The following is a 20,064-nucleotide window of genomic DNA, read 5'->3' as shown; positions in this document are numbered from 1 at the left end:
GTTATTCCTCCCACAAGTCAAACAAGCCATCACCGAACTCGCTGTCACGCAGCTTCTCCAATGCCTGGCATTGGATTTGACGGACGCGTTCTTTAGACAACCCCATGATCGCTGACATTTCTTCCAGGGTCTTGGCGTCGGCATCTCCGATTCCGAACCGGTTTACCACTACAAACAACTCACGTTCTCCCAGGACGCCTGCCAATACACCACTGATGTAGTCGCTCGCGTTCTCCTCCAGCACTTCATCGACGAAACAGTTGTTGGTATCGGCCAACATTTCATGCATGCCATCCGATTCCGACGAACCGCCTTCCTGGAAGGTGCTATCCAAGGACATTGGCTTGCCGATACCGACGTGGTACATCAGATTGCGAACATCCTCCTCCTTCAAGCCTGTGATCTCAGTTAGGGACTCAAGGGATGCGTTTGGATGCTCGCTCAGAGCGGCCTTGAGCTTCGACAGAACCTGATGTGTACCGTCAGGCAGACGAATCATTTCCTGTTGGTTCAGGTCGCGCAGAATCGACTGCTGAATCCACGAGACTGCGATGGTCGAAAATTTGAAACCCTTTTCAGGTGCGAACCGGTATACCGCGCGGACAAGTCCCATGTTCGCTGCGGAACGAACCACCTCGAGATCAGAAAACTTGTATTGATAAACCATCCGTTCCACCAGGCGGAAGTTGGCCTGCGCGAACAGCCCAACACACGCCTTGACCTGCCGATCGAATCGCCCGAACGCAGACCAGGAGGCAAGGAGCTCAACTGCTGGGGCCTGGCCGGTGCTTGCCGATACCATGATCTTGTTCTGACGGTCGATGATCCCAGCACGCAGTCGGCGCATCTCCACTGGTGGATAGAGCTTCAACTCATAGCCACCAGACTGCAGTAGGGAGGAGATGAGCTTGGGTGAAGTCCAGTTACCGGAAACGATCCCTTCTACCTTTTTACGCGGAATACGGACCTCGGCGGTGATGTATTCGACCAGGTCCTTGCACAGGAGATTGAGGCTTTTGCACTTAACTCGGAATTGCTCTGCAGCACGATTCAGGATGTAGTCGTACGGCACGATTTCAGATAGCTTCTGACGCAACTCTTCGCGCACCACCGCAGCAAACAAGGTCCCATCCATCCCATCCGTCGCGTAGGTGTTCAATTCGGCGACCAGCGTCTGAATGGCGTTCAGTTTCTTACGGGTGAGGGCCGCAAAGTCAGAGTTGGCGATTTCGTCAACGCGCACCCAGACACCGTCGGCGAAGATCAGTGTCACGGCTTTGTTAACCGCATCTTTGTCACCCATCGCCTCCCAGATCTCGTTGACCATGGACAGGACAATCTCTGTATCCACCGCCAAAGCACGCAGGAGGTCGAGTTGGCCAAGGATGATGGCATACCCGAGGTCTTGCTCTTGCTCAGCCGTAAGCAACTCCTTGGGGTCGCTCAGCTTTGGCAGTAAAGGCATCATGGCAGGGAGGCGGAAGCCAACGGCCGTTGCTTTCGCAACGGCGTTGGTGAGCACTTCGGTTTTCAGGACTGTGTTGTTCATGGACTACCCCTCGTGTCGGCTTAAAGCCGAACTGGCATCAATACGAAACTGTGTGAGGGATAGTTTTGGGTCGTAAAGAGCGTGCCAGAACCGTCATTGAAGAAAAGATCGACTTCGTCAGAGCCAAGCGCCCGAAGCAACTCAGTGGTCATCGATCCGTTCATGCCGATTTCAAGCGGTTCCGAACTGTAGGAGCAGGGGAGTACATCGTTGGCTTCGTTTTGAACGTCTGCCGAGATGGACTGGATTGAAATTTCGTCGCTGGAAAGGGTCAGTTTCACCGCTGGCATTTTACTGTCCGATAGCAGCGTCACCCGTGCCACAGCGCTAGCGATTTCATTGCGATCTACACGAGCGAGCATTCCCTTCGCGGCGTTGGCCACGAGGTTCTTGTACTTCGGGAACGTCCCATCGACCAGTCGGGAAAACAGGACACCAGAACGGGTCGTGTAGCGAACCATCTGCTTGCTGAACGCCACTTCGACAGCACCGGAGCCGCAGAAACCCGCAACGTCCTCGATGCAGGTGCTGGGCAAAATGAACTGACCAGAAAGCTCGGAGGTGACAGGAACTTCGGTAACCCCGAGTCGATGACCGTCAGTCGCGGCAAGGGTCAGGCTGCCGGGTTGGAGGTCAAACAGAACACCGTTTAGGTAGTAACGAACGTCATTACGGCCAGCGCAGAAACCGACCTGACGCAGAGCGGTGGGGAGAGCACCCGCACCAACATTCAGCGCACCCAAGATCTCTTGATCTGGGAAATCAACGGATGGGAAGTCATTCGCAGCAATAGTGACCAGATTGAAGCGTGATCGTCCGGAGGTAATCAGAAGCTTGTCGTCCTTCAAAGCGATGGTGACAGCCTTGTCCTTCGGAAGGGAGAGGATGACCTGTTCAAGCTTCGCAGCATTCACGCAGATCGCACCAGGAGCTTCCACAGACAAGCCCGAGGCCACAGGCGAAAGTGAAATTTGCTGCTTACCGTTCTGCGCTGAAACGACCAAACCGTCATGAGAGGCATCAAGCAGGACCTGACCGAAGATATCGCCAGAACTCCGATGAGCTACACGGCACACATGCTTTAGGACAGTTGCGAAATCGGTGACTTGGATAGAGAGTTTCATGGGCCGCTCCAACTAGTGAGGATTGGTCCATTTTTAGGGGAGAAGGGGTGTGCCAGAAGCAGGTGATCTGATTATTTATTGATCAACCCTGCCGCGCCGCGCCGTGGCTCGAATCAGGGTACTTATCCTCCGAGTTTTCCACAGAGACTGGGGATAAGTCACATGGCTTCAATCAGGACTCGGCTCATGGCAGCCGCCGATTCTGTGCGACTAACTTTGAAGGACGACTTCTGGGTAAACCGCGCCATATCACCAGCGATTTTCTTTGAATTGCCATCCTGCCCAGCGCGCTCAAAGAAGATTGCGAGTTGAACATAGGCTTGCAAGCGAACGCTGTCGTTTGAAAAATCGTAGAAGTCCTGTGGAGCGGGGTATGTCCCTTGAGCGGCACGAACCATGATGTTTAACAAACGCGTCAGGTCGTCCGTGCGCAGGTCCGGTACCTTTTCTGAAGCCCGCTGCAGGAAGTCATTGGCATCCAGTACATGTCCAGTTGTGGCATAGCTGATAGCAATTTGAGCAATGGCCAGCGTGTGGCCCGGTGTTGCGGTGTAGTAGTCGAGCAGGGTGTCTTGAAGCGATCGAGCGCGCTCCAAGTCACCGGTCATCAGCAGGTTTACCAGGCGCTCCTGCAAGCTGTCCATGTAAACAGCGTTGTCAGTGTCATGAAGCAAGTTCAGGGACTTACCTGTTGCTGGTTCATCGTTTGCCCGGGCGGCGAGGACAGCAATGTTTTTCAGCGCGAATAGCTTCGCTTCTGGCTCGCTGATCGAGGCAGCACTGTCGATTGCCGACGTGAATTTCTGTGCTCGGGCACTCTCCACCGCCTTGCCAGCATCAACGTAAGCTTCCTCAGGTTTGAGGCACATTGTCGTTTCGAGCGTCGCCCGAAGATCTGTCAACGCCTTGGGATCGGGTACTCCAGCACCAGCCATAACGGCCCGGGTCATTTTCAAGGCTTTGTCACGATCTGCACCCGGAGGGACTTCCGTTACATTCTTGGCGATGAGGTCACCCATGCATGACTTGTCCGCCTTTGAAAAGCACATTGCTGTTGGCATTGCAGTGACCCACTGCGGCTGTGAGGCACAACCGGAAAACAGGAAAACAGCGGGACTCAGAAACACCAGTAGTTTCTTCATTGGGCAGACCATTTGATACGGTGACTTGGCTTCCCGGCGGCAGCGGCCATTTCCAACACCGACTCAGCAAATGCGGAATCAGATTGGTCGCTGTCACTGATGGAAAAAACATGGGTGCCTTTGCCTAATGCATTGGCTGCCGCCTGCCCTACCTGGATGCCGGTAAAGCCAAACAAGCGGGCAGGAATGTAGCGCTGAATGCAATACTGCTCGGCGAGACGGGAAACACCTTCTTCCGCCGCCAGATAGATCTCATCGGGCAGTCGGTTTGCAAAAATCTGATCGAACAGACCGAAGATCGATTCATCGCACACTGAGCGATCACCGGTTAGGACGACGCGGCGTAACTGTTCACCATCCTCATGGCTGGCTTTGTGGAGCCGGTTATAGATTTGCTCCGCGACTTGGGTGACCAAAGAGACACTGGTCGTGCAACCTGGCTGCAACAGCGAGTCGGCCAGCGCCTCCTGATGCTGGACTAACTGCATCCACATCCCGGCACGGATCATTGGAAGCTTGATCGTCTCCCAGTCGGCCCGACGCACTCCTTGCGCAACTCCAGCGGTTTCAAACAGGAAATCATCATGGTCCGTAAGTGTGAGCAAGTATCGGCTGTAGGAGTCATCCACACCCCTGTACTTCTCAGACTCGATGAAGTGCATCAGCGACGGATACGTCTCCGGTTGAAAGCTTCCAGGACTGCGGTACCCATGAAAAGGGAGCGTCACATACGGGTCGTAAATGGGGGTGTTCATCGTCGATAACCTAACCGAGTATTCGGGCCAACCGCTCATTCAACTGCACGAGTCCAAGAGCATTTGGGCTTTCCATCGCGACATCTTGGCTTTGTTTACGCAGGTGTGCCAGCCGTTCTGAGGTCTGGAAATTCCCGGCAGCTTTGTTTTGAAAATGCCTCGCCAAAGTCTCGCGCTGACCGGCAGCCAATAGCTCGGGTTTCATTCTTCCAAGCAACCGACTGCCGAGTTCTCGAAAACGGCCATCTATCCCGCTGCCAATAATCGCCGGCCACTGGTCAATGGGTTGTTCATGAAGCCGCTGCATCCTTTGAACATCAGCCTGATGGAAGTCACCAGCCCACATTCGGTGATCGACATCTGCCGGTTGCGAGGCGAGTTCCAGGATGGGTTCATCCCTCAGGCGTGCGGCGAGATGGTCGGCAGTACGAAGGTACTGGACGTTGGCCAGCACCGTCCGGATATCAATGGCCAGCCGAGAGGCGTCCTTAGGCCGCACGACGCCGATTGCAGCACAAAAGGGGGCACGACTCAGGCTGACACGTATTAACGGCTTATGCAGGTCAGTGGGGCTTACGCGGACCAGTGCTTGCAGCGATTCAACGTTTGGGTCGCAGAGCGCTGACAGGTCACTTTCCAGATCGGCGACGTACACGATGTCTGGATAGGTAATGTCCACCGCGACGGGCAGGGCCAGAATTGCGCCCCTGGGATGGGGAATCAATGGATGAACCATCAGGCAGGGTTTCACGCTTTGCAGGTCAGAAACCTCCCCGCCGTCTAGCCCGAGGCAAGTCTTGATCGACTCAATAGACGAAGTCCTGATTGCGTGCTCGATGAGCTTGGGTGAGGCCCCGGCCAGATCTTCCAAAATTTCCTTTACCAGGACCGCCCGGTTCGTCCCGTTCACATCCGCTTCCCACATCAGGAAACGATGCAACGCTGGCATTGGCAGCGTTCGTACACTCTCCGGCCAAGGGAAATCCTCAGGGCGTAAGAGCGCTACAGAGCGCAGTAATGTTTCCACATCAAGGAAATGGCTCGCCTCCGGTAACCCAATGCAGGGGTAGGGCAGCAGATTGCGGTACATCCCATACCGAATATAGGGATCGAGCCTGGCTGAGTTACCAAAGCCAACATGAAGACAGTCATTCGTCATGAAGTGTCTGAATGCGGTTCTGGCCCATTCAAGCTCTGATTCACCAAGCATCAAGTCGAGCTCGGCCAGCTCACCCTTTGCCGCTGCCAGTGGATCGACATACACGTCATCTCGCAGCTTAATGGCACTCATCAGGATTTCGGGCGCGGCTTCGCCAGTGACGAAAATTGAGTGGTAGCGCACGAGTTGACCCTCGGCGGCGGTTTTTCCAGCGGTAATAGCGTCGTAGAAATGGATTGCAGGCATAGGAGTTCCTCTACCACTAATAGTGGGGTGGCAGTGCTCCATTTGAGCAATTTCGGAGGACAATCTTGGGTGGAAAAGCGGAGGCTAATTTGAGGTGAAGCTTCGAGCGCGGCAGTTATACTTCGGACCAGGACCTCGGAAGTGAACAGCGAATTGACTCAGCAACCTCTCATCCTCAACAGCCCAAGTGCAGACACACTCGTGATGCTGGTCAGGAACAAGCGTGCCCATCTCGCTCTGTTGCCGTCTGGGACCAACTCGGGTGTGAACTTGTCGCTGTGTGAGGTGCAAATCGGTGGTGAGGTTTTGGGCGTGGTGGACAGTGCCGACCTACCAACCCTACAGGACTTAGCCCTTTGCACTCCCTGTTTGGCCGAATTCATGTCTAAGCACCGGGACCGGCTCCTATCCCAGCAAACCATTACGCCCGAGCAGTCATCCTTCGGCAGCGGCATTAGCCGCGCCTTGGCCAACCAGATGCCTTTGTTTTAAGCCTCTGGAAACATATGCGTTTGCTGCTCGCCGGATTCCAGACTCAGCAGAATCCAATGCTTGGCAGTAGACCCGCTGCGGATCAGCTCCCACAACAGGCTCATTGCAGCAGTCGCCACCGAGCGGTTCACCAAGCAATCTTGCGAGTTGATGGACTCAGCCGCCGAACATGATTTGGTGGTGCTGTCGGCTAAGTCAGCGACCTCTGGATACACGTCGAGCACGCAAGGGAAACGCTTGCGCATTACCTCAGTCAGCCCACCAAACACCACTTGGCCATGCCGCTGGCCGTTGCCCATATCCATCCACATCGCGTCTTTGCGCAATTTGCCCTGATAGTTGGCCAGTGCGACCCGCGCGGAGTTGACGTCCACACACGAAATGACCAGATCGGCGTTGGCCAACGGGAACATCGTTTGCTCACCTGGGAAACGATAAGGCAGTGCCTTCCACTGGGTGCCAAGGTTCAGGTTGTAGCGATTGACTAGACAGATCGACTTGTACTGGTCGATATCACACGGCCAGAAGCGTTGACGCACCAAGTTCGATTCGCGCACCACAGCATCATCAATCACGGTCACGTAAAGGCCGCGTGGGTGGCCGAGTTTCAACAGGGTGAAATGGAACGTAGCGAGGCAATCAACAACCTCGCTTCCATTGCCACCGGCACCGAGAACAACAACGTTGATAGCCTGATCCAACCAGCGCTCAGGGGCAGTGAAGCGAACTTCCTTCGATTCCAGTTGAGCAATCATTCTGCGTACGCCCCTTTGTTAACTGCGACCTTCAAGGTGAATTGCGTACCATAGTCAACTGGGACAACAGGAACCAGCTTTGCCGCAGGAAACACTTTGGCTTTGCTCTCGCTCAATTTTTTGTAGAGCGCTTGCAAGCCCTCAAAAGATTCAATGCCCTTGAGTACCTTGGTTCCGCCAGCGTGAGTGTTCGTGCAATGGAGAACGAACTGTTCCCAACCCGGGATGCTGGCAATGGTGTTGTCCTTCGGAACCTGCACGTTGCCAACGCAAAATGTCCCGTCCCGGTACATGTTCCCCATAGGGACGTAAAACAATGGGGTTGCAAAAGTTGGCCGAGCCTTACCTTTGAAGGCAAAGCAGCGGAGCGGCTTGCCCAACTGCGCGATGTAGACAAGGCCCGGGATCGGTGCGTTGTACATGCCTTCCTTGAACAGAACGTCGATGTGCTGCGGTGGGGTGTACCAGACCAGATGCGTACGGCTTTTGATCAGAATTTTGGTATCCAGGAACTCAAGCGTCGATTCAGTGTTCAGCAGGATATCGACCAGTACCTCTTTGTCGTGCTCGCTGAACGCACGGCCTGCACCGAGTGTGTAACGGCCATCGTCCGGCGCAGCCATCACTTCATGGCTGGTCATGTCCAGTCGGCCAGTGTTCTTGTTGCGATAGATCAGCAGTGCGGATGCTTCGACTTCTTGGTTAAGCATTTGGTGTCCCCTCAAGAGAAAGTTGGATCTGGCGCAAGTGCGCAAGACATTGCTGCGTTCTCTTAATTATCGGGACTGTGGTTTGTGCCACCACCTCCCGAGACTCCAAAGGCAATGCTGTGTAGATTTCCGCGCAATTCTCGGCGTGGCAGTTGAACGCGCTTTCTGCCTCGTCGAATAGGGTGCTCATCCGATCTTCAACAACAACCAAGATCGTCTCGAACAGTCCAATACCGTCAGACTCCGAACCTTCAAATTGCTGCCCACCGATGAAGAAATGGTGGTCCGAAAGATCAATGCAGGTTTCCAGCGCATCGGCCAGCGCGAGCAACAGACGGCTATGGGCCGAACCATTGTCGATTAATTCCTGCACCTGGGAACGCATTGCTTGCATTTCGGCCTTGTGATGAGCATCGGTAGAACCTTCGCTGTAGTCGAGGCGAGATGAAAAGTGATTTTCAAGCTCTGCGATTTCAAGCAGTAAGTCGCAGGCACGGTCCACAGTTTCTTCATCATGCGGGCCTTCACCTTCCATCCCCAAGGCGTACGTTTCAAATGTGGCTTCGTCGCAATCCAGATCAATGAGGTAGTCAAAAAGCTCCTCACGGCTATAGCTTTGAATGCGTTCCTTGAGTTCCGCGTAGACCTCCCCAAGGGAATAGGTGTAGACCCCGTCCTTGCCCATCCAGCTTGCAGGCGTGTGGAATGGCACACCGTAATGAGAAAGCGCATCGAGCGTCTTGAACAACAGCACGTTTACTTCAACGAAGTCGCCTTCGATGGTTTCCGGCAGTTTCAGATAAAAGACACTCATCCCAGTGCTTTCGATCCGAAACGTCTGGCCGGCAATCGAGGTTTCTAAAACGACGTTGCCATCCGCATCATCTTCGGTAACCCGCGAAAAGCGTTGCTGCTTGGCGAGCAGTGATCCAAGGCTGTCATTGCAGCTAGACAGCAGTTCAAGGCCACAATCCGGGCCTTGCGCTACCAGCGGCGCGACAGCCGATTCGTGGAGCAAACCTAACTCAATACAAGCCAGTGTCAGGTTCGCCGCAAACGGAACATCAACCAGCGGTTTGGCCAGCGTCAGGACGCGAGCCGCCGCATCCGGTACAGCCTGCTCAAGTTTGATGTCCAATCGGGCAGCAGAGCGATTGACCGCCCGGGTGGTGGTGAGGTGTAACCCATACCCGTTCGGGTAGATGTTGAGTTGATTGAGGTCGGATTCGTGGAGCAATCCTCCCTTGTGCGCTTCCAGACAGAACGCGCTATGACCAACGAAATCGACCAAGTAGCCCTTATGTTCCATGAAGTCGCGGGCGACTAAATCCTGCACTGCCTCAGTAACCCGAGGCACTGTCATTGGGCTTAGCGGGGGAGTTCCGAACCGGAAAGGAGTCCGGGAATGCTGGATTTGCGCAAGAGATTCCACAATCGCACCTGTTGGTTATGGTCTAAACAGTTGACTGGTTCGTTGTTCGGGTTGGGTGGGGCGACAGCGCCGCCCGCCCAAGCCTTGAGTATGTCGAGGGGGTTAGCCCCGGTCGCCGAAGCTGGCTTGTCGAAACTCGTAGACATGCTTGTCACCCTCCGTCACAGGCTCGATTACTTTGGCCCCAAGCAACTTGGGGAATTGACGACCGTAGTGCTTGAGAACTTGCTCAGGAGTCATGGTCGGATCAGGATCGGCCATGTCGCGGCCAGCCATGCGAAAAACGCGGGTCAATTCAAGAATTACTGCCATGACGCTCTCCTTAGAAATTCGCCAGCGATTTCGGTTTGGTTTCGGTCAGAGCAGCATCACCCGCTACTTGGGGGGTATTTCCCCCGTTCTGAGCGCCAGCGCCGTCCGAGTCCGATTCCGCTTCGTCATCGACGTCACCACCTTCATCCGCAGTAGCAGAGGCAGCAGGGGCTTTCACCTTGGCACTTGCCAGTGCTGCTGCGCCGATACGCTCAATCTCATCGAGCATGCTCAAGCCCCGGGTGACGGCAACGGCTTTCATCTTGATGTGCTCAACAAAGGCGTCCTCCACCTCGTTAGCGGTGCCAGCGACTACCATCGGCTTGCAGATCGCCGCACGAAGGTTCACAACGTCGTCACTCGCGTTGTGCGGTGTCGGTCCCAGGTTGGGCGTGTAGATCACTTTGATCTGGCCTTCGCCCAAACCTTGAACTTCGATGGTCGCGCTGGTGTTTGCGCCAAGAACGGACGCTACTGCCTGAAAAAATGTTGCTTTCATGGTTACTGCTCCTTGGGTCGATGGAGAAATTATTGGCCGAGTGCGGTCGTGCCAGAACCGTCATGGCATTCAATTTTCATCGTGTCCGGGAGGTAGCCTTCCCAAGTGAACTCGGTGAACGCGAGGATCGCTTTCATCAGGTCGTCAGCCTTGCCGCCAGCGAGCTTGGAGAACTCCTTGTCACCCTTGACCTCGTCATACTTCTTGTCGAAGCCACTGGCCTTGCAGTCAGCGATGACACCGGCCTTGGTCAGCGACTTGAGGTAGGACTCCGTCATCTTGAAGTACTCAACAGGGTTCATACCCGTCGCCTTGATAACGCTCAGGGACTGCGCCCCAGCAACGGACTTCTGGAACTGGTCGGTGCTGTCCTTGCGGAACACCGAGCACGCCGCCAGTTGAACCAGATACGCTTCCAGCTTCTCCAGTGGCTGCTGCGCCAACTCAGCTTCAAATGGTGCCCGGGAGTAACTGGCCAAGCCGTCGGGGAAGCCAACGGTTTTTTTCATGCGGTCGCTGAGTTCGGCTGGCAGGTCGCTGCGCATGTCGAGGTACAGGCTGACAATGCTGATCGCCAGTACAAAACGTTTGTCGCTTTGAATTGCCACGGCCCCCATGCGGGCATACATATCGAACGCTTCCCGGCGAATCGCACGCTTCATTTCTGGAGCCTTGGCGGTCGGCTTGGCGTTAGCTTTCTTGCCAGCGGTTGGAGTTGCGCCCGAAGCTTCCTGTGTGCTCGCTTCCTGTTCGCCGGTCGCAGTTGTGACGACCTTTGCACCACTGGTTTGTGCAATCAGTTCCTGGTAGTCAGCTTGGCGCTCGCTATTGCAGTGGCGGTCGAAGCAATACCCGCCGACGGTGTGACCCTCCAGACCTGCCTTCGTACTGACGACAGCACCATAGTTCTTGCACGCAACGCACGCGCTGATTTGCGCCGCGCCAACGCCGTTCTGGCCGGATTCCACGAGCAGGACATAGCCGTCTGTAGGCAGGCTTGCGTCGGTATGCACCACGCCGTAATCCGCTTGGGCCTCAATAGTGCGGACTTCGATGAGCTGCGCCGTTTTTGCCTCCCAGCAAGAATGATTCTGGCATTTGGCCCCGTCCAAACTGGCTTGGAACAGATCGCCGTACAAGGCACTGTTCGACGGGCAGCGCTGACACTCTGTGGTATCAAACCGGGCAGCAGTGATGTCGTTGAACATTTCGGACAGGCGTTTCTTGGTATCGCCGACCGTCAGGCCACGCTCGATGATTTTGCCGCAGATCATCTCTTGTTCGCTGTCTGCCATCGGGGCAAGTAGCTCAGCATGCCCAAGCTTGATCTGGCCCTGAGTCAGCGCTTCGGAAACGGCAGTGCAGCACTTAGACAGCAAAACTCGCCTATCGAGATATTGGCGGTCCCAGCCGAGAAGGCGGCAAACTTCATCGTGATCGTTGGCATGATCGGTCAGCATCGTTTTCGCATGCTGGGCTTCATCAATCGGCGTGAGGTTGGAACGCTTGAGGTTTTCAATGGCAGCAGCCGAGCGGGCTTCGGCATCGGTCATCTCACGGATGATTACCGGGATGTCGTAGAGGCCTAGTTCGACCGAGCCATCAAAACGGGTATTACCCGCAACTACCTCATACGGCACATCAGCGCCGGTAATAGGGCGGATCATGATCGACTGCATGACGCCATTGACGCGGATGCTCTCCACGATTTCACGATAGTCGGAGCGGTTACGGCTTTTACGCGGGTCGATGTTCGGGTTGCGACGCATCTGAGACAAAGGAACGCGCTGCTCACCACCTACTGTGGTCGCTGGTGCAGCTTGTACTTGGGAAAGGTCGGTCATGGCTAAGCCTCGGGCTGTTTGGAATGAGCTAATGCTCAGGCCGCGAACCCTGTGCCAGAACCGATCAATCAAAGATTTTGCAGATTTTTAGCGCCCCAGGTGAGGGATTGAATGCGCCGTGACTTGGTCTATGGCTTGCGCCCGGGCCCCATGAAATCAGGGATCACCACTCCGTCAAAAATGGTCACATCAAGATGGGGGAAGCCGTGGACTTTCTTCCTGACGTTGGCGAACCATTTGTTGATTCCCTCAATCTGGGTGGGAGTTAAAGCCCACCGAGAGTGGAGCTTGGAAATCATCGACTTCAGAAATTCGCGACGATCTTCGGCGATGTGCTGAAGTGCCTCAGAGAGCCAGTAGTTGAGGCCAATGCAATGCTTGATATTCCGCTCGCTGAACACATTCTTTTGCTGAGCGGCGCTGCGCATAGAACCCGCAACACGCTTCCGGAGTACGTCATCCAATTCACCATTGGCCTGAAACGCCTCGTAGGCTTCGGTCAGCAATGCAGAGCGCTGGTAACGAAACCCAGACATCGCTTCATACCGCAACCTGAGGTATTGAATGACCGCATCCAAGGGAGGGAGAGGAGGGCGGTTTGGGGCAGCTGCCGAATTGTGCGGGGGCGATTCAATTCCAGACATCGGAGATGAATCCGACCGCGGTTCCGGCATCGCGGTGGTCGAGGGGTCATCTGGATCAGCATCAGAAACCACCAGCAGTGCCAGCCTGGCAACGTCCAGAAGACGTTCATCGGGTGGACCAAGGTGTTTCTTGGCGCAGTTCGGCCCGGCATAAGTCTCCTGGGTACCGTCCGAAATGACGATCCCCTTTTGGCTCTTGAGCAACCGGCCACAAAAAATGCAGCTAGCCCCAGCCCCCAGATGATCTACACGCGCGTAATGCCAATCCATTGAACAGCCCTCGTTTAAAGGCCAGTGGTGTTATTTGACCTTCACCATGACCGTGTAATTGCCATCGATAACAACAACCTTGGTTCGATCCTTTTCAACCTGGACCGTATCGGAGAAAGCCGTTGTCGAAAGGCTCACATCCTGATTGGTACCGCATTTCAGAACCTTGCCCGGCGTGATGCCGTTGAAGTTCGAAACCTGACCGATAACTTCAACCGGCTGACTCCCATCTTCGGATTTGGGAAGGGTGCGAAGCGTCAGCATCAGGCCAGTCTTGTACATCCCTTCGCGGCAAATCTCGCGCTTTGTGGCAGGATCTTCAAATGCAGCGTCGTAGCTGTGGACGGCGCGCAGGTCCAGCACATGCTTGTCGCCGTCGACAGGGTATTTGTACGCTTTCGGCGCATTGCTACCAGAGACTACAGAGACGGTCATTTCAGTTGCCGCCGCACTCGCTGCGAGCGGCGACAAACACAAAACCAGGGCAATCCAACGCATTTTTCAACCTCGAAGATTATCTGCAAATTTAATAACGATCAGCTTGTAGGCGTGATGGTCGTGGAAGGTTGCGTGGTCGAGTTTCTCGGCCGGCGTCGGCTCCAACTCATCAAAATCCACCGGTACAACTTCCGCGATTCCATCCCAGGAGCTGACCCGTTGGCACTCGTGGTAGCCGTTGCAAAGGACATCTGCAACGAACTCCGCTTTCCCAACTGGGTACTTCACTTCGATTGATTTGTGCAGGCTTTCGTATTGGCCCAGTACGTACTGAACCAATTCGAGTGCCGTCTGCCCGCTGAGGGTCGACCCAACCCCAAACTCATGCCCGAAAACAAGGACGGAACGGAATGTCATAGCGGTACCGCGCGAACGGAAACTTGGGTCGGCGTGATAGAGCCGAAGCTGTAGACCTTCTCGACGCCAGATTCCTGATCAAAACGAATGTTGAGACGATCCATGTGGATCAAAGGATTCGGGTTTTGCATTTCGGCATCGGTCACGTAGGTCCGATCCACACCCAGGCAAAAGCTCAGGTTGTTCTTGTCGAGTTTGGGTTGCGAAGCCCGCAGGAAAAAGCCAGACGGAAAGAAGAACTCGTTGCCCTGCTTCACAATTCCGTTGCTGTCGATACCGACCATCAAAGTGACCGTCTTCTGGAAGTCTTTCACCACGACATCCCGCCCATGTTCGGACGGAAGCTCGAGATTGATCACTTCGCCGTATTTATCCGGCGTTTGATTCAGGACCTGGATCTCGATCTTGAACCCCGTCAGTTGGCGAACGCCAGACGGTTGATAGGTACGATCTTCACGCCAGTTAGTGTCGCACTGTTCCTGTGGAAGGTTGGTGGTCTCAGTAACCTGCACGGTACCGGAGTGCACTTTCGAGTCGTATTGGTAAATCGACTGATTGAACTCAGGCTTGCTGGCACAGCCAGTGATTGCAAGGCAGAGCGCCGCAAGGGAAAAAAGTGGCTTCATGAATGTCCTTAGTCGTTAGCTGGGCGTCGGGTGGAAAGTGGTAGGGAGGTTTGGCTCACGATTCTTGCAAGGTCGAGTTTCTCCAGAGCTGCGAAGACACCCGAAACCGTCAATGGTGGAACAATCCTGACTGAGCGAATGGGGTCAGGTCCCATGACGGCGCCGAGGCCGGCACACAGGAGCACGCCGGCCGCGTCCCCAGACACCAGGTGCAGCACGGATGCCGCGTCGACGCATTCGCTGGGAAGGTCCGATACGACAACCAGGTCCGGTTTGAACGACACAAACAATTCTTTTGCCACGGCCAGGCGGTTGCACGCCTTCACCTCACTGAATAGCTCAGTCAGGATCTGATGGGTGTGGAACGCCTCTGAAGCGCTTTCTGTGATGATTAGTGCGTTGGCCATTGTCGTCAGCTTTGTCCCATGATTCTCGCGATTCTAACGATCTCTCCACGAGTTACGAGCCAAAGTAAGGGCTAGAAATTCCGAGGTCCCAATTTGGGTTGCCGACGCTCACCGGTCTGGCAAAGTGGGGTGAGAATTTGACTGGTGACCTATGAGCGACGACAAACCTGGCTCCTGGCTTGATACCTACAGCGTCCCTGTTGTTCCTGAAGGAGAGCAATACGTAATGCTCTCGGGGCTTGCGGAGTCCTACAAGCGGGCGGTATGGGCAGAGATTTCCCAAAAACACTCGGAATTGGCAAAGCTGCTCAAAGAGCCGGCCATCAAAACGATCATGGAGATGTTCGACGCCGATCTGTTTGTGGAAGCGTCAAAGGCCCCAATGCTGCCCCCCGAGAGGCTCAAGGGGCGCAAAAGGGTTGAGACTTAGAACGGAGCAAGAAGATTCGACTTAAGCTCCTGGAATCGTCTCAGGCGCTCTTCGGGTGTCTCCGTCGCAAACGGAGGGGCATCATCGAAGTTGACCAAGGGACTGTAATCCAGCTCCTGCCGGGAAATCTTTTCGGGCCGAACCAACTCAATCTTATTCCCACCAGCGGCAAGCATCAGATGCTGGATCGCTGCCTCAATTTCTTCCTCTGAAACGCCCGCCGGTGGCTTGATCAGCAAATGGCAGAAATTGTCGACTGAAACCTGAATCTCCTCCTTGCTGGGCTTTTCTTGCTCAAGCCATTCGATTGCCTGCTGTAACGGGGTCATATCTACATGCCCTCCGGTCTGCTGATGATCGACCGCAGATTCGAAAGCACGGCTTGTTTCTCAGCCTGGCTCAACGGCTTGGCCGGCGGCGTGTCCGGATACAAGGACCCGTAATCAGGTTCCATGGCGCTTGTGGGAGTAGCCGTCGCATTTGTTGGTTTCTTGGCTGCGTCGTCGAGGCAAGGGAGATCTGTCAGATCTCCACCGTTCTCCACATAAAACTCTGTCAGCGCATCTGCGGTATTGCGGGTGTCGTCGTTACACACCAACTTCAAGTTCTTAACCTGAAGCACGATGGCCCCCAGCACCCGCTTTACCTCCTCCAACCCCGGGTTTTTATCGAGCCATGCCTGAGAACGCGCGAGGAACGTTTCTGCCGTTGGCAGTTTCTGGGGTGTGGCAGTCATTGGGTAACTCCCGACGTCAACTGAGTAGGCTTTGCCGGAGGGCATTCGCTGGTTCGCAGAGCGTCACCGCTTTTGCACTCCGATCCGATGAGCCAGGCCAGGAGCGTCGAGGCGACGACAAACAACACGCCGACAATCAACTTCAGAGCCGTTTCATCGATCATCTCGAGTAAGCAGGCAAACGCCACGTCGAATGGCAGGGCCACACCGGCAAAGAACAACACCGGGGCGATCACCCGCTGCAGGGGCTTCCAGAACAAACTGATCACAGCCAGGGAGATGCAGGCCGGCGTGAGCGACGCATTCATTGCAAGCGCGATTGGAACGAATGGCGTAGGGGCCTTCGTGACCAAGAGGTGGGCAACTGCAGTACAACCGATGAGTATTCCAATCAGTAGCGAACTGATAGTGATCCGAGTGGTGCGGGTTGAGTTGAACATGGCTTCGCCTCGTTTGAATGTCGAGGCCATTACCACTCCCGCAGCTCCGTGCCAGAAGCATCAAAAGACAAGGAAAATATAAGGAAGAAGGAGAAAAGAAGGAGGATACGCGCAAAGCCTTTAAATCCGGGGCTTTGCGCTGAGCAACGTGGGCCAATCCTTACCAGAGTCATGGATCAATCCTGACTAAGCCAAGATTTTGCCAGTGGAAACGTGGGCTAATCCTCACTGTATAAGCAGTGATCGTGGAAGATACCTAACTAGAAAGGAATGGCCAGTGGAACAATCCTAACTAGTTGGGGATGGCTAAATTGGCAGAATTCTGTGGATAAGTAGGACATAAAAACGACAGTGGGCGAATCCTCACTATGATCGTGGAGTAAACCTCACCACTGTATATCGGTTGAATCCGAAGAATCGAAGTGAAATCCGTTCTACCGCTAACCGCCCAATAAAAATGAAAGGTGGAACAATCCTGATCAAGTAGGTGCTGAGTTCACCTTTAGTCTGAGGCCGGGCAGAGGACTCACCCCATAAGCGTAGATGAAGGTGACACTAGTGTCGAACAAGGAGCGACAGCACTTCACTGTGAGTCATTGTTTTCATTTCCGTGGTCAGTGGATATGTTTGTCAGAAGGCCTAGTGCCGATCATGCCCGGGATAGAAATCTCGGAGAAATCAGGCCGATCACCAGCCTCCCATTGCTGGATTGCGGCATCGATACTCGCTATATACTCAACGCCGCCCCGCATCGGGTTCTTGGTAACCTCTTTTCGATACTCATCGCGGTAAGCCCGCAAGTATTCGAGTGTCCCGACTTCCCCTGTGATGTTTTTTGCTCGGTGATGTGCCGAAGCCATCTTGAGCGTGTCCGGATGGCAACCCCAACCCATATTAAGTCTCCCTTATAGGACGCGAAGATGCGCATCCCTCTACTGACCCAACCCCGCGGTATGACGGCGAGGCTTGGGGTGTATCTGGGCGGCAGGTCCGACGTCTTATCCTATGCTCCGGCAAGCTCTGCCTGGAGGGAGTTGAGCTGGGCCACGGTAGACACATCCGGCGCTACGCCAGGCTCTGTAGCAAGTTGTATAGCGATGTAAGCCAAGCCCTGTACGCGAGCCACTGGGATGTCGAGTTCGGCTGCTACGCGCTTCGCAGTGCGAGTGTCGTTCAGCGCCAACTGTGCGGCTTCCAGAAACTCTGCAAGCAATTCATCATCGAGCTGGGCGAGTGTGTTTTTGAGGTTGTTCATGATTTCCCTAGACGTTTCCGTCAATGACTCGGAGCCAGCCATTAACCTGCTGTAGATAGGCTTTTGGCTCATCTGTATCGAAGTCAGCTAGGATCTTATTTTTTACAGGCTCAAACTCAGCAGGAATGATTTCGCATGCTTTTATCATCGCGTGCTGGAGCTGCAACATTTGTAAAATATATTCGCGCAGGCGTTGAATTGATTCTGGCTTGAGCGTGGTTTTACCTTCCCGAAAACCGGTTACATTTTCTCGCAAAACCTGCATAGGAGGCTGTAGTTTCGACCTGACATCACGAAGATCTGCAAACCGGGTGTCGGCATGAAAGGCTTCAAAAAGGGTGCGGTTTGGTACTTCTGCAATAGCCATTAGATTTTTCCGTTATTTGTGGAGCTGGTGGATAGACAGAGGACCTGTCGGCCTGGATAACAGCAGCTAGCAAGCCCATTGGCGCGGTAGCCGCTTTTCCTATCGCTGCCGATTGAGCTGCGTGACGGTGGCGGAAAGCTTCTCTACCAGGGCAACAGTCATGCTCAGAGCTTCGGTCATGTCAGGAACGTGGAAACAGGTATTCCCGGCCAGGTTATCGAAATCATAATCGGTACTTTTCACGCCGCCCACCCCGAAGGTGATCGACAGGTCACCGCCTTCTGTACCTTTCAAATCAACCGAAAGGTACTCGTCGCCACCGAGGCGATAGGGCCATACAAGGGCCTCAATCTGGCCCTGCATATCAGCTTTCGCAAGCGCTGCAAGTTCCGCTGCCCAGCGATCAACATCTGGAAGAAACTTGCACCAGCTTGGTCCTACTTCGCTCAACACATTGATGGTGGACATGATTGCTCCTGCTCGATCCTGAGCGCGACCGTCGCGCCACTCCTACGGACTCGGCCCATCGGTTTGACGGCTGGGCTTGTAGTGTACTTGGGCGACTTTTCCGCAATCAGTTGAGGGGCTTGCGAGCGGCAGCGTTTGACACGCCGTCGAACCGTGGAACAAACCTGCCTACCGGAAAGCAAGTAAAAAAAGACCCCGAATCAATTGGGGTCTTGGGGTATGGACTGATTCGGTATCAGCTACCCAACACCCGAAGCTCACGAAGGGCAACCTGCCTGTGGCCTTTGATGATCATGCCGACAAAATTTTTGTGCGGGAAAACTTGGTAGGTGTAGTCGATCGCTCCTTTGCCTGTGGTTTTCTTCACTGGCGTCGACTGGAAGCTGGTCAGTACCTTTACGTCGATGAGTTGCTGCAATGCAAGATTCATCGACCGGAAGTCTTCGGGGATTCGATTGCTCAAGCCACGCGCTGTGTTCGTAAGAAATTCGACCATCGAAAACGAATAGGGATTCGTGGGGGATGCATTCCGCCATTTCATCGTAAGCTCACGATTTAGGATTTTCGCCAGGCCGTTTGTTAATTTCATCGATGTGCCATAGTGGTAAAGGCGGTAGTCACCACGCTCGATGCCCCGCGAGATCAGAGGATGGAGAACAGCGACGCATTGTGTCGCGACGTTCTTGTCCTCTTCAGACATGTCTTTGGCTTCGACATAGTTCTTACTGCTCTTATTCCGACTGCGCAGAAACAGGAGGGGTAGGTAGTTACTTTTAATGTCGATCGTTTCCCCATCGGCAGTCCTTGTCTGAATTGTCAGGTTGGACTCGGCAAGGATGTTCAAAGCCTCTCGAAGCTCTGCATAGGTGAGGGTGTGCCCTTGAATTGCTAATTCTTTCTTCAATTCATAGAGGGAGAACCGAACCGAGCACTCGACTTCATTAAATTTGCCAGATTGGGTGCTGAACTTGCGAAGCGCCTCTTCGACACATTCCTCGCGCGCCCCCGGGTAAACGCCAACCCATTCCGTTTTGCCGGTCAGTTTGCCCTTGACCTTGATTGGACGCTCCATGTTGACGGCTTTCAGGATGACTTTGAATGGCTCGTTGTTGAGGGTCCCCTCGATCAGGGTTGTCATGGCATTCATGTCACGAACGGTCTTCGATGCCCAGGAGAACCGCGGGAGAGCGTCATAAATGGAAACCAGGTTGCTGTAGTCGACGTCAGCGAGCTTGATCTCATATGCAGAAAACAACGGTAACGTGCCCAAACCGTTCGCAGCCGGCTGCATCCGCCGAGCGGCTCCCTTTGCCGCGAGAGTCCTCATTCTTGCTGGCAAACCCGTTTCGGATCTGCTGATGTGCTCCCCAGAAGATTCAAAGCCGGGTAGCTGCTGGGTTAGTTGGTTGCTCTGGTCCATGAATAAATACCGGTTAACCCAAACGGGACAGTGACGTTGCGTGGGAAATGAGGCCAGCTCCGGCGATGCGCCCACAAATGGCACAACCGTGCTGAGAAGATTTTGAAATGCTGCAGGCGCAGAAGGG

General features: G+C 54.4%; 25 protein-coding genes. 2 read left to right on the top strand and 23 right to left on the bottom strand.

Translation table 11 applies throughout. The features are described 5' to 3' along the window. Position 1: 1 nt before the first annotated feature. The 5 genes from QF010_RS03265 to QF010_RS03245 form a co-directional block, all read right to left on the bottom strand. Positions 2-1,549: a sigma-70 family RNA polymerase sigma factor gene (locus QF010_RS03265; protein WP_429380418.1), complete on the bottom strand. Its 1,548-nt coding sequence runs from the start codon at positions 1,547-1,549 to the stop codon at positions 2-4. Positions 1,550-1,569: 20 nt separating this feature from the next. Then, a complete protein-coding gene (gene dnaN, locus QF010_RS03260; protein ID WP_429380420.1) occupies positions 1,570-2,673 on the bottom strand; it encodes a DNA polymerase III subunit beta in 1,104 nt (367 codons plus the stop codon). Between the two features lie 158 nt (positions 2,674-2,831). Next, positions 2,832-3,815 carry a hypothetical protein gene (locus QF010_RS03255; protein ID WP_429380422.1) on the bottom strand — a complete coding sequence of 328 codons (984 nt, stop codon included), beginning with the start codon at positions 3,813-3,815 and terminating at the stop codon, positions 2,832-2,834. After that, entirely contained in the window at positions 3,812-4,570 is a 759-nt protein-coding gene (locus QF010_RS03250) for a hypothetical protein (RefSeq protein ID WP_429380424.1), read from the bottom strand. The genes QF010_RS03255 and QF010_RS03250 overlap by 4 nt, the downstream gene beginning before the upstream one ends. A gap of 10 nt (positions 4,571-4,580) precedes the next feature. Beyond that, positions 4,581-5,975 carry a hypothetical protein gene (locus tag QF010_RS03245; RefSeq protein WP_429380426.1) on the bottom strand — a complete coding sequence of 465 codons (1,395 nt, stop codon included), beginning with the start codon at positions 5,973-5,975 and terminating at the stop codon, positions 4,581-4,583. Positions 5,976-6,116: 141 nt separating this feature from the next. Here QF010_RS03245 and QF010_RS03240 point away from each other — a divergent pair, with 141 nt between their 5' ends. After that, the gene (locus QF010_RS03240) at positions 6,117-6,467 is read left to right on the top strand and encodes a hypothetical protein (protein ID WP_429380428.1); all 351 of its coding nucleotides are present in this window, start codon (positions 6,117-6,119) and stop codon (positions 6,465-6,467) included. Here the strand turns inward: QF010_RS03240 and QF010_RS03235 are convergent. The 11 genes from QF010_RS03235 to QF010_RS03185 all read right to left on the bottom strand — a co-directional run bounded on the left by QF010_RS03235 (position 6,464) and on the right by QF010_RS03185 (position 14,821). Beyond that, a complete protein-coding gene (locus QF010_RS03235; RefSeq protein ID WP_429380430.1) occupies positions 6,464-7,222 on the bottom strand; it encodes a PRTRC system ThiF family protein in 759 nt (252 codons plus the stop codon). The two genes, QF010_RS03240 and QF010_RS03235, sit on opposite strands and share 4 nt — an antisense overlap. Further along, positions 7,219-7,932: a PRTRC system protein B gene (locus QF010_RS03230; RefSeq protein ID WP_429380432.1), complete on the bottom strand. Its 714-nt coding sequence runs from the start codon at positions 7,930-7,932 to the stop codon at positions 7,219-7,221. Before QF010_RS03230 ends, QF010_RS03235 begins: the two co-directional genes overlap by 4 nt. Next, a complete protein-coding gene (locus tag QF010_RS03225; protein ID WP_429380434.1) occupies positions 7,925-9,268 on the bottom strand; it encodes a hypothetical protein in 1,344 nt (447 codons plus the stop codon). Before QF010_RS03225 ends, QF010_RS03230 begins: the two co-directional genes overlap by 8 nt. 198 nt (positions 9,269-9,466) lie before the next feature. After that, complete coding sequence (locus QF010_RS03220; protein ID WP_277539077.1) at positions 9,467-9,676, bottom strand: PRTRC system protein C; 210 nt, start codon at positions 9,674-9,676, stop codon at positions 9,467-9,469. A gap of 10 nt (positions 9,677-9,686) precedes the next feature. After that, positions 9,687-10,175 carry a PRTRC system protein E gene (locus QF010_RS03215; protein ID WP_429380436.1) on the bottom strand — a complete coding sequence of 163 codons (489 nt, stop codon included), beginning with the start codon at positions 10,173-10,175 and terminating at the stop codon, positions 9,687-9,689. Positions 10,176-10,204: 29 nt separating this feature from the next. Continuing rightward, on the bottom strand, positions 10,205-12,019 hold the full coding sequence (locus QF010_RS03210) for a PRTRC system ParB family protein (RefSeq protein ID WP_429380438.1): 1,815 nt from the start codon (positions 12,017-12,019) through the stop codon (positions 10,205-10,207). A gap of 128 nt (positions 12,020-12,147) precedes the next feature. Continuing rightward, positions 12,148-12,933 carry a hypothetical protein gene (locus tag QF010_RS03205; RefSeq protein WP_429380440.1) on the bottom strand — a complete coding sequence of 262 codons (786 nt, stop codon included), beginning with the start codon at positions 12,931-12,933 and terminating at the stop codon, positions 12,148-12,150. Between the two features lie 30 nt (positions 12,934-12,963). Next, positions 12,964-13,431, bottom strand: coding sequence for a hypothetical protein (locus QF010_RS03200; protein ID WP_429380442.1), 468 nt, complete (start codon positions 13,429-13,431; stop codon positions 12,964-12,966). Positions 13,432-13,434: 3 nt separating this feature from the next. Continuing rightward, positions 13,435-13,788 (bottom strand): hypothetical protein, encoded by a 354-nt coding sequence (locus QF010_RS03195; RefSeq protein WP_429380444.1) that lies wholly within the window; start codon positions 13,786-13,788, stop codon positions 13,435-13,437. Then, entirely contained in the window at positions 13,785-14,414 is a 630-nt protein-coding gene (locus QF010_RS03190; RefSeq protein ID WP_429380446.1) for a hypothetical protein, read from the bottom strand. Before QF010_RS03190 ends, QF010_RS03195 begins: the two co-directional genes overlap by 4 nt. 8 nt (positions 14,415-14,422) lie before the next feature. Beyond that, positions 14,423-14,821 carry a hypothetical protein gene (locus QF010_RS03185; RefSeq protein ID WP_429380448.1) on the bottom strand — a complete coding sequence of 133 codons (399 nt, stop codon included), beginning with the start codon at positions 14,819-14,821 and terminating at the stop codon, positions 14,423-14,425. A 151-nt stretch (positions 14,822-14,972) separates the two neighbouring features. Here QF010_RS03185 and QF010_RS03180 point away from each other — a divergent pair, with 151 nt between their 5' ends. Beyond that, positions 14,973-15,251: a hypothetical protein gene (locus QF010_RS03180; RefSeq protein ID WP_429380450.1), complete on the top strand. Its 279-nt coding sequence runs from the start codon at positions 14,973-14,975 to the stop codon at positions 15,249-15,251. Here the strand turns inward: QF010_RS03180 and QF010_RS03175 are convergent. From QF010_RS03175 to QF010_RS03145, 7 genes are all read right to left on the bottom strand, one after another. Then, positions 15,248-15,580 (bottom strand): hypothetical protein, encoded by a 333-nt coding sequence (locus QF010_RS03175; RefSeq protein ID WP_429380452.1) that lies wholly within the window; start codon positions 15,578-15,580, stop codon positions 15,248-15,250. The two genes, QF010_RS03180 and QF010_RS03175, sit on opposite strands and share 4 nt — an antisense overlap. 2 nt (positions 15,581-15,582) lie before the next feature. Beyond that, positions 15,583-15,987 (bottom strand): hypothetical protein, encoded by a 405-nt coding sequence (locus tag QF010_RS03170; protein ID WP_429380454.1) that lies wholly within the window; start codon positions 15,985-15,987, stop codon positions 15,583-15,585. Further along, the gene (locus QF010_RS03165) at positions 15,984-16,427 is read right to left on the bottom strand and encodes a hypothetical protein (RefSeq protein ID WP_429380456.1); all 444 of its coding nucleotides are present in this window, start codon (positions 16,425-16,427) and stop codon (positions 15,984-15,986) included. Before QF010_RS03165 ends, QF010_RS03170 begins: the two co-directional genes overlap by 4 nt. 1,003 nt (positions 16,428-17,430) lie before the next feature. Further along, positions 17,431-17,682 carry a hypothetical protein gene (locus QF010_RS03160; protein WP_429380458.1) on the bottom strand — a complete coding sequence of 84 codons (252 nt, stop codon included), beginning with the start codon at positions 17,680-17,682 and terminating at the stop codon, positions 17,431-17,433. Between the two features lie 7 nt (positions 17,683-17,689). Continuing rightward, positions 17,690-18,049: a hypothetical protein gene (locus tag QF010_RS03155; RefSeq protein ID WP_429380460.1), complete on the bottom strand. Its 360-nt coding sequence runs from the start codon at positions 18,047-18,049 to the stop codon at positions 17,690-17,692. A 99-nt stretch (positions 18,050-18,148) separates the two neighbouring features. Then, positions 18,149-18,517, bottom strand: coding sequence for a hypothetical protein (locus QF010_RS03150; RefSeq protein ID WP_429380462.1), 369 nt, complete (start codon positions 18,515-18,517; stop codon positions 18,149-18,151). Positions 18,518-18,752: 235 nt separating this feature from the next. Continuing rightward, the gene (locus tag QF010_RS03145; protein WP_429380464.1) at positions 18,753-19,937 is read right to left on the bottom strand and encodes a replication protein; all 1,185 of its coding nucleotides are present in this window, start codon (positions 19,935-19,937) and stop codon (positions 18,753-18,755) included. Between the last annotated feature and the right edge of the window lie 127 nt (positions 19,938-20,064).

Origin of the sequence: Pseudomonas silensiensis (assembly GCF_050434865.1) — a bacterium.
Lineage (GTDB): Bacteria > Pseudomonadota > Gammaproteobacteria > Pseudomonadales > Pseudomonadaceae > Aquipseudomonas > Aquipseudomonas fluorescens_W.
Note: the sequence above shows the minus strand (reverse complement) of the source record. Positions and strands in the feature narration are given on the sequence as shown.